The following is a 12,047-nucleotide window of genomic DNA, read 5'->3' on the forward strand; positions in this document are numbered from 1 at the left end:
GGATTTCTCCATTCCCAAAATGTTCAACTTTATTGCTGTTTTAAATTCATTATATTTTCACGCATGATTATTCAACACTGAGTTAATTTTCTTCGTTATCATTGTCAATCCACTCTAACATGAGGTCAAAATGTCTGCCTTCAGGTTCAATATCATCCATGTGAGACAAACTTGATAAGGCATATAAATCTATTGTGTTATCCGTGTTTTTAGATACGTAATCTAGTGTTGTCTCAATTTCCACTTGTGTATCATCGAAGCCATGAATGATTAATGTTTTAGTATTTAACGGTAAACGTGAAAGAGGTGATGCCGCATATAATATATCTTCTGACACATCTCCAAAATATTCTTCTGCCGCTTTTCGTCCTAATTCTTTTTCTTTTGTATACGGCACATCAGTGACAGGTGCTAAAGCGATAATTCTATCAGCTTCATCTTCATTATTTAATACGAGTTGGCCACCCACTGAATGTCCAATCAGAATTAATGATTCGCCTGTACCTACAAATTCAGAATTTCTAAATGTTTGAATCGCTTTTTTAACATCTTCTTCTGGTGTCGGCCATTTGTGTTCTCCACGGCGATATTCAACATTTGCGACATTGTAGCCTTTGTTCGTTAACACTTCAATCATTTTGTCATTTAACGAACGGTCATATTGTTGTCTCCAATAACCACCATGAACTAACACAAGCCATTTATCCTCATGTTTTTCATTTTTATCATTAGATGCATAGACATCGATGAATTGTTCTTCATGATCTCCATATTGTAATACTTCCATTGATCATCACTCCTAAGTGAATGTGATTTTCTAGCACTAACTCTTTACCCCCTTTGGTCAGTACCCACACGTTGCCACATTTGTATAATCTACATGCTGATGATCAAATACATAAAATAAGCCGACAAACCTAGGAGATTTGCCGGCCATTTTATGATAGCTTTACTTATTATTTTAAACTGTCTTGAATTTTTTTAATTTCATCTTGTTTTAAATCAACGACGATTTCGCCATCTTTAACTTCTTCTTTTAAAGCTTTTTGCGCTTCTTTAGAATGATAAAGTTCCGCAACTTTTTTCAATGTTTTATCGTCTTTGTCTTTAGAGTTCACTGCGATAATGTTGATGTACGGTTGTGATGCTTTTGCGTCATCTTTTTCTAAGAAGATTGGATCTTTTTTCGCATTTAATCCTGCTTTTGTCGCAACACCATTATTGATAACTGAAATATCTACATCATCTAAGGCACGTGCTGTTTGTTGTGCATCTACTGCTTTAATATCTAAATGTTTTTTATTTTCTTCGATATCTTTAATGCCGCCTTTTAAGCCGAAATCTTTAGAAAGTTTGATGTAGCCTGCTTTTTCTAATAATTTTAATGCACGTGCTTGGTTAGAAACGTCATTTGGAATGATGACTTTCGCACCGTCTTTTAAGTCTTTAATATTTTTGATTTTTTTAGAATAAATACCTAATGGCGCAAATACTGTTGTACGGATTGGTGTGATTTTTGTACCTTTATTCGCTTTTTCATATTGATCTAAGAATGCAAAGTGTTGGAATGCGTTCATTTCGATATCCCCATCGTTTAGCGCCTTGTTTGGTACGTTATAATCAGAGAATTGTTTAACTTTCACTGTAATACCATCTTTTTTCGCAAGTTCTGCAACTTTATCCCATACTTTTGTTTCGTTAGATGCTACGCCGACTGTTACTGTTTTATTATCTTCTTTTTTCCCGCATGCAGCTAAAATCACCACAAATGCGATGGCTAATACTAATAATTTCTTCATTCAATGATTGCCCCTTTACTTAATTAATTTCTACGAATTTTCTTAGCTAAGACATTCCCGAGAGATTGAATCAGCTGAACCATGATGACTAAAATGACAACTGTGATCACAATAACGATTGTGTCGAAACGTTGGTAACCATAAGCCAATGCTAAGTCACCAATACCGCCTCCGCCGACTGCGCCGGCCATAGCTGTTGCTCCGATTAAACCGATAATTGCTGTTGTTAATGCTAAAATCAATGAACCTAATGCTTCAGGTAATAAGAAATAACGAATTATTTGAAGCGGTGATGCACCCATCGCATTCGCTGCTTCAATGACACCTGAATTCACTTCTAACAATGAGTTTTCAACTAATCTCGCAATATAAGGTGCGACATAAACCGTTAATGGTACAATAGCCGCTGCTGTCCCAATGGATGTACCTACTACTAATTTCGTAAAAGGTACAATCGCAATTAATAAAATAATGAAAGGCACAGAGCGTAAAATATTAATAATTGGATTGAGGATGTGATAAATCACCACATTTTCCCAAATTCCATCTTTCTTAGTAACCACAAGCAATACGCCAAGCGGAATACCAATCAATGACCCGATGACTAATGAAATGGAGACCATCAACAACGTTTGATACAACGCCTCCATTAATTGAGACGAATCTAATGTAGATCCAAGCATCTTATACGACCTCCTCAAATTCAATATGATTTTCTTTCATATAATCAAATGCACGTTGCTTATTTTCATTCGATCCTTTAATTCGAAGTGTCAAATAGCCGACTGAAGTATCTTGAATATCTGACATGGATGCATAAATCACATTGACATCTAAATTGAAATCTTTAATTAACGTTTGAATCACTGATAAGCCGATTTGCGCACCTTCTAAATACACTTTGACGTCCGCATAATCTGCGTCAGTTGGTAATTGATGTATCATCTTATCACTGATATCTGTGCTGATAACCGTCGAAACGAAACTTTTTGCTGTTTTCGTTTGAGGGTGGCTAAACACATCTAATACACTGCCGATTTCAATCACACTGCCTTGTTCCATGACCGCAACTTTATCGCAAATTTGTTGAATCACACCCATTTCATGTGTAATCAATAAAATAGTCACATCAAATGTACGATTCACTTTCTTCAATAAACGTAAGATAGACTCTGTTGTTGCTGGATCTAGTGCACTCGTTACTTCATCACACAACAAAATTTTAGGATCAGTAACTAAAGCTCTCGCAATCGCAACTCTTTGTTTTTGGCCGCCAGACAACTCATTCGGATACTGTGTGCCTTTGTCTCCTAAACCTACGAATTCAAGCATTTCGTCAACTTTCTCTTTTATGTATGACTTATTTTTCCCTTCAAGGATGAGCGGCATCGCAACATTATTGAATACAGTTTTAGAATTTAATAAATTGAAATGTTGGAAAATCATGCCAATGTTTTTCTTCACTTTGCGCAGTTCTTTTTTGTTGTATTGATTAATGTCATGACCATCCACAATAATGTTTCCTGATGTCACATTTTCTAACTTATTCACTAATCGGATTAATGTACTTTTACCTGCACCGCTATACCCGATGACACCAAAAATCTCTTGGCGTTCTACAGTAAAACTGACATCTTTCAAAGCCTGAATTTCCGTTGAGCGTTTACGGAATGTTTTATTAACATCCTTGAACTCAATCATAGGTAAATCCCCCTTAATCATTTTAAAATAAATGAATATTAACTCTTTTCAATCAATTAATAATAAAAGAAAATCCCGAGGACTGATGAAACAAGTCCCCGGGATACATTTATATCGGATCGTCTCATCTTCACAGTATTTCACTGCAGGAATTGGCACAGTAATTAATCTTCATAATTAATCCTGTTGCCGAGGCTTCGCAGGGCCTGTCCCTCCGCCTCTCTGGATAAGAAAGTTATATTCAATTCATTTATATTCCATATGTTACAAAGTCTGATAGAAAAAGTCAACATTATTTTTCAGAAATTTGTCTATATTTATTCAATTCAAAAAATCTATGATAAGAAAGCGATTACATTATATTTAATAAAAAGAACCAGGCCGAAGCCCGGTTCTTAAATACTTAGAACTGAATCTTATTCTTCTTTACGACGTCTAGCACCAAGTACTGTTGTAGCACCTAAACCAGCCATGATTGCACCATAAACTAATGCTGCTGTATCGTCTGAACCCGTTTCAGGTAAAGCTTTAGCTGTTTGTTTAGATTTTGTTGCTGCTTTAGCTTGTGATTTTGCTACATTATGATAAACCACTTTGTTTGTAGTTTGTTTACCTACAAATTTATGATCTTGGCCATTGTTCACATTGATGAAGCCATTATGACCATTTTTATCCGAATTTGTTTTACCTTGTTGGTTTCCATCAGAATTACTTTGATCAGTTTTTGTTACTGAACCATTACCTGTTACTGTAACATTGCCTGGTGTAGTCACTGTTGTTGTTACATTTGGTTTCGGTGTTGGTTTTGTTACAGTTGGTTGTGCTGGAACTAATGGAATCATTGGGATTGTTACTTTAGGTGTATTTGGTTTTTGGCAAGGTACGATAATTTTTGTTTTATCAGCACACTGTAATACCACATTACCTTTCACATCATGATTGTATCCAATAATTACTACCGCATTACCATCCACATCACATGGAATTTCAACACGTTGACCATCATTAAAGATGATGACATTTGTGTTTTCAGCATCGATGTAGTTGTTGATGATATAAATAGGTTGTGCTGGTTGTGCATCGCGACCATCTCTGCCGTCTCTGCCATCTCTTCCATCACGTCCGTCTCTGCCATCTACGCCATCTCTGCCATCTTGACCGCGTTGAACAGTAATTTTAGATCCGTCGCTGAACTCTACTACAGTATTGCCATCTTTATCAAGGCTTGATGTTTTAACTGTTACTGAGATACCATCTTTACCTTTTGCTACTGTAATTTTATTGCCATCGCTGAATTCTACAACTGTGTTACCGTCTTTATTAATTGTTTGACCTGTAACTGTGATTGATTTGCCGTCTTTACCGTCACGACCGTCTCTACCACGTTGAACAGTAACTTTTGAACCATCACTGAATTCAATAACAGTGTTACCGTCTTTATCAAGACTTGAATCTTTAACTGTTACTGAGATACCATCTTTACCTTTTGGTACTGTCACTTTGTTACCATCACTGAATGTTACAACTGTGTTGCCATCTTTATCAATTGTTTGGCCTGTAACTGTAATTGATTTACCGTCTACACCGTCTTTACCATCACGACCATCTTTACCTTTCGCAATCGTAGTTGTTGATCCATCGCTGAATTCTACAACTGTATTACCATCAGCATCTTGGTGTGAGGCTTTAACTGTAACTGAAGTACCGTCTTTACCTTTTGATACTGTGATTGTGTTGCCATCACTGAATGTCACAACTGTGTTGCCGTCTTTATCAATTGTTTGGCCTGTAACTGTTACAGATTTACCATCTTTACCGTCTTTACCAGGTAAGCCTTGATCACCTTTATCGCCTTTCGCAATCGTTACTGAAGTACCGTCGCTAAATTCGACAACTGTGTTACCGTTAGGATCTTTTGTAGTTGAAACGATAGAGATTGATTTACCATCTTGACCTTTTGGTACAACAATTTCATGTCCATCACTGAAGACTACTTTTGTATTGCCGTCTGGTTGAACTGTAGAAGAAGTAATTGTGATAGATTTACCATCTTCACCTTTATCTCCTTTAGCACCTTTAGGAATAACAACTTCGTGTCCATCGCTGAATGTCACTTTAACATCACCATTTGGTAAGTTTTCAGTGTTAGTGATAGTAATTGATTTACCATCCACACCGTCTTTACCTTTTGGTACTGTCACTTTAGAACCATCACTGAATTCAATCACTGTATTACCATCTGCATCTGGTTCTGATTTAGTAATTGTTACTGATTTACCGTCTAATCCTTTAGGAATATTGATTTCACGGCCATCAGAGAATGTGACTTTAGTTGAACCGTCAGGTTGTACTTCTGTACCAGTAATAGTGACTGAAGTACCGTCTGCACCTTTATCGCCTTTGTCACCTTTAGGGATAGTTACACTACTTCCATCACTAAAGTCGATGACTGTGTTGCCGTCTGCATCTTTTGCTGTTTTAACAACAGTTACTGATGCGCCAGCATCACCTTTAGCGCCTTTAGGAATAACGATTTCATGTCCATCACTGAATGTTACTTTGATATCACCGCTTGGTAATGTTTCGTTACCAGTGACAGTGACTGATTTACCATCTACACCATCTTTTGCTTTCGGAATAGTAACTTTAGATCCATCAGAGAATGTCACTTCTGTATTACCGTCTGCATCTGGTTGAACATTTTGTACAGTAATAGATTTACCGTCTGCTCCTTTATCACCTTTAGAAATAACTGCTGTGCCGCCATCGCTGAAGTGGATAACTGTGTTGCCGTCTGCATCTTTTTCAGTGCTTGTTACTGTTAATGGTGCTGCGTCTTTACCATTCACACCGTCTTTACCAGGTAAACCTTGTTCACCTTTTTCGCCTTTAGGAATTACAATTTCTTTTCCATCAGAGAATGTCACTTTCGTATCACCATTTGGTTGTGGTTCTACTTTAGCAACTGTTACTGAATCACCTTTATCACCTTTGTCGCCTTTAGCGATTGTGATTTCATGTCCATCAGAGAATGTAACTTTCGTATTACCTTCTGGTGTTGTTTCAGTGCTTTGAACAGTCACTGATTTACCGTCTACGCCATCTTTCGCTTTTGGAAGAACGACTTTAGATCCATCAGAGAATGTCACGACTGTGTTACCGTCTGCATCAGGTTGTACATCTTGAACAGTGATTGATTTTCCATCTGCACCGTTTTGACCTGCTTCACCTTGAGCACCAGTATCACCTTTATCACCTTTTGCTCCTTTAGGAATTACAGCTTCTTTTCCATCAGAGAATGTGATTTTAATATCACCATTTGGTTGTGGTTCTACTTTTGCGACTGTGACTGAATCACCTTTATCGCCTTTTTCACCAGCATCACCTTTTGCTCCTTTAGGGATAGTGATTGTGCTGTCGTCTGAGAATGTCACAACTGTATTACCATCAGCATCTTTTTCAGTTTTAGCAACTGTAATTGATTTACCATCTTTGGCTTTTGGAATTGTTACTTTTGTGCCATCTGAGAATGTGACTTCAGTATTGCCTTCTGGTGTTTGTGTAGATCCTGTAATAGTTAATGGTTTTGCATCTGCACCATTTTGACCTGCTTCACCTTGGGCACCAGTATCACCTTTGTCACCTTTTTCGCCTTTAGGAATTGTTACTTCTTTACCATCACTAAATGTAACTTTAATATCGCCATTTGGTTGTGGTTCTACTTTAGCAACTGTGATTGAATCACCTTTGTCGCCTTTATCACCTTTTGAAATTGTGACAGATGTACCATCAGAGAATGTGACTTTTGTATCGCCTTTAGAGATGGTAACGTGTGAACCGTCACTGAAGTTTACAACAGTATTGCCTTGTGCATCTTTTGATTCACCAGTCACTGTTAATGGTGCAGCGTCTTTACCTGCAGCTCCAGTTGCGCCAGTTTCACCTTTCGCACCTTGTGCTCCGGTTGCTCCAGTATCACCTTTTTCACCTTTTGGTCCGGCAAGGCCTGGATCACCTTTAGAGATTGTAACTCTTTTTCCATCACTGAAGTGTACAACTGTATTTCCAGCAGCATCTTTTGATTCATATAAAACTTTTAATGGCGCGGCATCTTGACCTGGATCACCTTTGTCGCCTTTTGGAACAACGATTGATTTTCCATCGCTGAAGTTTACTTTGATATCGCCATTTGCTTGAGGCTCAGTTGATATGATTGTAATTGAATCACCTTTGTCGCCTTTTGCCCCTGTTGCTCCAGTATCACCTTTGTCTCCTTTTGCTCCGGCTACACCTGGATTACCTTTATCGCCTTTAGAGATCGTTACGTGTGAACCATCACTGAAGGTAACAACTGTATTTCCAGCAGCATCTTTTTTAGAACCCACCACTGTTAATGGATCAGCATTTTGACCATCTATTCCATCTTCTCCAGGGTCACCTTTTGGTCCTTTAGGTACAAGTATTGATGTTCCATCAGAGAATTTTACCTTAATACCAGTAGGAGTATTGTCAGTTCCGGCTACTGTAATTGAATCACCTTTTGTTCCTTTTGGTACTGTAACTGACGTATCATCAGTGAATGTAACTTTTATATCTCCATTAGGCAATGTTTCAGTTGTTTTAACTCTAATTGAATCACCTTTAGGGCCTTGAATACCCTGTGGTCCCTGTTCACCTTTTGGAACTACTATAGAGTTGCCATCAGTAAAGGTAACTTGAATACCGTTAGGTAATTCTTTTGTACTTGCAACAGCAACTGCTTTTCCTGCTGGTCCTGGTTCACCATCAGGAATAAATGTCTCACCAATTTTTTCGCCTGTATCTGCGTTAGTGACAGTAACTAATGTACCGTTTTTTCCATCTTGTTGCGTTCTTGTATTTGAATATGCAAGATTTGGTGTTTTACCATCTCTAGGTACAATCGTTTTACCTGGTAAACTTACTTTACCGTTTTTATCGATTGTTGCTGAGATTACATCACCTTGTTTTAAAGGTGCATTTAATGTTTGTGTGAATTTACCTTGTGCATCAGAAGTTGTGTTGTAAGTTGTTGGACCTACATGAATTGTGACAGGCACATTGGGTTCTGTTTCTCCAGTAACCACATTGTCGCCTGATAATTTAGGATCTACAACTGGCGGTAAAATAATACTGCTAGCCGCATCTGCAGCTGCTGCAACACCTAATTCAATAATTTCTGGCAATTCTTTTTTAACTATTGTTTCAGTTTTGACAGTACTACCTAATTGAACATTTTTGTAGTACCAGTTTGTGCTTGTAATTTCTTTAACACCATTAACACCTTGTCTTGCTACACGTTGTGTACCCGCTGGAAGGGTTGTTGATGTTCTATATTCTCTCGTAAAAGGGTAAGCTTCTTGAATTTTTTGTGTATCTTGTCTGATATTGAAATCAACATTACCATCTAATACAACTTCCATTTTTTCATTGAAATAGTTGGTTGTTGAATATGGATCCGGTGTTGAACTATAGTTTTGTCCATTTGGAAACATCATAACGAAACCATCAACACTTAAATCACCATTCCAGTTTTTAACAGGTAAGCTGAATTTAAGATCCGCATAACCACCATCTCGGATTGCTGTATCAGTAAGGAAAGGACGTCCATTTAACGCGTAACCCGTTGGATAACCTGGTTTAGCTAATCCTTCTCTCATTACAGATGTTGTAGGTTGTCCAGTAGTACCCACCATATCTACAGTTACTGAAATGCCTGCGCCTGGTGGCGGTAATTGGAAACCATCACCAAATTTAAATCCACCTAAATCAATTGCATGGGTTTGTCCTGTACCAGCTGTTGCATAATATTTAATCTCAAAGTCCATTGTGTTATTGACTCTGTCTGGTTTAGCAATAACCACATATCGCGCCGGTTTTTGACCCGAATACGTTTTACCTTCACCAGTGATTATAATACCTGTATTAGGATCAATAGACGCACTTGCTTTAAGTGCACCGACTGCTTCAGGTCCTGAAGTAGTTGTTGGCATAGTAATATTTGAAGTTGTGTTAGGATCTCCTACACGACTTGTTGTTGGTGCTGCACTATCAGCTGCAGTCGGCGCATTAGGATCATCTGCTGCTGCACGTACTGCATATACTGTAAATTTTGACGTTTGTTCATTCGCATATTCAATACCTGCACGTAAAATGTCTTGGAATAAATCTTCTGCTGATACTGTATTATAATCAACATTTAATTTACTTAAAATACCGTCAACATCTTTAGCGTTATATGTTTCAGATAATAAGTTACGAACTAAATCTTCTTTATCTGGTGTGTGTAGATATTGTTCCACAAATTCAACAGGTGCTTTTGCACCATCATTTAAGTTTGCGTAGTCTACAGCACTTTCAGGAACACTGCTTACTTGGGCTGTTTCTGAAGGTTGAACTTCAGTTTTTGGGGCAGCTGTTGGTGCAGCTTCTTTTTGAACTGTTTCAGCTTTAGGCGCTGCTTCAGTTTTTGAAGGTGCTTCTACTGCTTTTGCATTTTGAACACTTTCATTATTTACTTGTGTTGCTTGCGTGTCATTTTTCGTAGGGTTTGACGCTACTTGTGATGATGAAGTCGGTTGGCTTGTTTCATTTGTTTTTTCAACAGATGTTGCATTGGGTGTCGATGACTGTTCTGGTTGTACTTCCGCTTTTGCAGTTGGTTGAGCTTCTGCAGGTGCAGCAGCTTGAGCAGCATTTTGTTCAGCTGGTTCTACCGCTTTTTGCGGTGAATCATTTTCTGCCGCTTCTGCATCACGACTTACGCCGAATAATAAAGTTGAACCTAATAAAATAGACGCAGTTCCAACTGTGAATTTTCTGATTGAATATTGATTATGAATATTCGGTAGGAAGTCTAAACGTTTCTTGCTTGGTTTTTTCATGATGTCCTCCGTTTAGTGCGTTTAGCACGTTAAAGTGTAAATGCTTTTTTTCTCTCACATTCGATTTATTATAACAAAATTTTGTACCACTTAGTATAGTAAAACTTAAATTTTTGTGAATTTATTAAAGGATATTACCCTGATTTCACTAAAACTCCTAATTAATCCATTTTCAGTGTCGATTTTCGACAATATTTTGTATTTCTAGAAAATATGTTTCTTCACACTTCCTTTAAATTCCGCATACTATGGTAATGAAATTCAACACATTTTCCTACGCACATCCCATAGTTATTCATTTTATGTATAAGTTTTATTCACCGAACACTTCTGAAATTGACAAAGAAACTGAACTCTCCATCATTAAGAAAGTTCAGTTTCATCATTCTATTTATTGTCTTTTTTTCTCATTTTTGTCTTGCTTCACTTCATTTGATTGCGCTTTTTCACGCTTATTTGGTGAATAATCGACACCTTTAGTATATTCATTAGAAGCATCCCATAACAAGAATTCATTGACGCCATGATCGCGTAATGCTTGAATTTGATCAGACACCGCTTCTGCATCATATTCCTTATAATCCCCTTCACCTAAATAACTCGCCGTGAAATCTTGTAACCACGGTCGTGTTTTAGGTTGATGGTCTGCCTTTTTCAACACATCTGATTCTCTATTTAAGTACGCATCCACAGTTTGATACGGTTCTAAATCAGGATGTTCAATCCCAAAGTCACCCGGACTCCAATGCGACGGATAAATCATTGAAGAAATGACATCAACATTTTCCGCAATTTTAGGGAAGCTTTGACCGATTCCCGGTGCTTCCTCTACCGTTGCAGAATAGCCAAAGACATCCGCAGAAATCTGCGCATCTAATGGATGAATTTCCTTACGTGCTGATTTTAAGAACTGTGTAATACTATCAACACGTTGTTGCGTATGATCCATGTCATCCCCTTTATATTTCCCATTCGAATACACTAACGCTTTATCCATGTTTTCAAATCCTTCTGGGAAACGTACATAGTCAAACTGCACTTCCCTAAAGCCAGCTTTTGCTGCGGCTTTCGCAACATCAATATTATAGTCTCTGACTTCTTTTTTGAACGGATTTAAGAATTTATCGCCGCCGTCACTTTCCCAAACATCGCCATTTTTCTTTTTAAATGACCAATCCGGATGTGCTTCAGCTGCACGTGCATCTTTAAAGGTCACCACTCTCGCAATCGGATAAACATGATTCTTTTCAAGTGTCTTCATTAATTTCTTAAGATTGACCATTTCTGTCGTGTTCTTTTGAATCAGCTGATTTTCTGAGTCCAGATCCATAGTAATATTACCGCTATCATCTTTAACATCGATAACCATCGCATTCAAATCCGTGTCATTAATCATTTTAATTAATTCATCAAAGCGTTCACCTTGTAGTGAACCCGGTGTAACATAAATCCCTTTAACCCCGTCTTTCGGATATTTGATTTTGCTTTTATTGTCGTTATGATTTTCTGATTGTTGATGTTCTGCGGATTTGTTGTTGTTTTGTGAGGTTGAATCATTCGTTCCGCATGCTGTAAGTATCAAAGTACTCGCTGCAGTTAAAATCAGCACGCGTTTCATCAATGCTATCGTCATCCCTTCATCTGA

Annotated in this window: 6 protein-coding genes and 1 riboswitch; all 6 genes read right to left on the bottom strand. The window is 37.7% G+C overall.

What is annotated here, in order from left to right; all coding sequences use genetic code 11:
• Positions 1 to 82: 82 nt before the first annotated feature.
• Positions 83 to 787 (bottom strand): alpha/beta hydrolase family protein, encoded by a 705-nt coding sequence (locus ACFCT9_RS08735; protein ID WP_412518641.1) that lies wholly within the window; start codon positions 785 to 787, stop codon positions 83 to 85.
• 169 nt (positions 788 to 956) lie between these two features.
• Complete coding sequence (gene gmpC, locus ACFCT9_RS08740; protein WP_412518643.1) at positions 957 to 1,799, bottom strand: dipeptide ABC transporter glycylmethionine-binding lipoprotein; 843 nt, start codon at positions 1,797 to 1,799, stop codon at positions 957 to 959.
• Between the two features lie 23 nt (positions 1,800 to 1,822).
• Positions 1,823 to 2,482: a methionine ABC transporter permease gene (locus ACFCT9_RS08745; protein ID WP_412518645.1), complete on the bottom strand. Its 660-nt coding sequence runs from the start codon at positions 2,480 to 2,482 to the stop codon at positions 1,823 to 1,825.
• 1 nt (position 2,483) lies between these two features.
• A complete protein-coding gene (locus ACFCT9_RS08750; protein WP_412518646.1) occupies positions 2,484 to 3,500 on the bottom strand; it encodes a methionine ABC transporter ATP-binding protein in 1,017 nt (338 codons plus the stop codon).
• Positions 3,501 to 3,621: 121 nt separating this feature from the next.
• A riboswitch (SAM riboswitch) is annotated at positions 3,622 to 3,733 on the bottom strand.
• A gap of 183 nt (positions 3,734 to 3,916) precedes the next feature.
• The gene (locus ACFCT9_RS08755; RefSeq protein ID WP_412518649.1) at positions 3,917 to 10,402 is read right to left on the bottom strand and encodes a YSIRK-type signal peptide-containing protein; all 6,486 of its coding nucleotides are present in this window, start codon (positions 10,400 to 10,402) and stop codon (positions 3,917 to 3,919) included.
• A gap of 391 nt (positions 10,403 to 10,793) precedes the next feature.
• Complete coding sequence (locus tag ACFCT9_RS08760; RefSeq protein ID WP_412518651.1) at positions 10,794 to 12,035, bottom strand: putative glycoside hydrolase; 1,242 nt, start codon at positions 12,033 to 12,035, stop codon at positions 10,794 to 10,796.
• Between the last annotated feature and the right edge of the window lie 12 nt (positions 12,036 to 12,047).

This window comes from Staphylococcus simulans, from assembly GCF_047037175.1.
Taxonomy (GTDB): domain Bacteria; phylum Bacillota; class Bacilli; order Staphylococcales; family Staphylococcaceae; genus Staphylococcus; species Staphylococcus simulans_C.

Coding starts and splice junctions, on each gene's coding strand:
- gmpC (WP_412518643.1), bottom strand. CDS start 1,799: ATGAAGAAATTATTAGTATTAGCCATCGCATTTGTGGTGATTTTAGCT.
- ACFCT9_RS08760 (WP_412518651.1), bottom strand. CDS start 12,035: ATGACGATAGCATTGATGAAACGCGTGCTGATTTTAACTGCAGCGAGT.
- ACFCT9_RS08755 (WP_412518649.1), bottom strand. CDS start 10,402: ATGAAAAAACCAAGCAAGAAACGTTTAGACTTCCTACCGAATATTCAT.
- ACFCT9_RS08750 (WP_412518646.1), bottom strand. CDS start 3,500: ATGATTGAGTTCAAGGATGTTAATAAAACATTCCGTAAACGCTCAACG.
- ACFCT9_RS08745 (WP_412518645.1), bottom strand. CDS start 2,482: ATGCTTGGATCTACATTAGATTCGTCTCAATTAATGGAGGCGTTGTAT.
- ACFCT9_RS08735 (WP_412518641.1), bottom strand. CDS start 787: ATGGAAGTATTACAATATGGAGATCATGAAGAACAATTCATCGATGTC.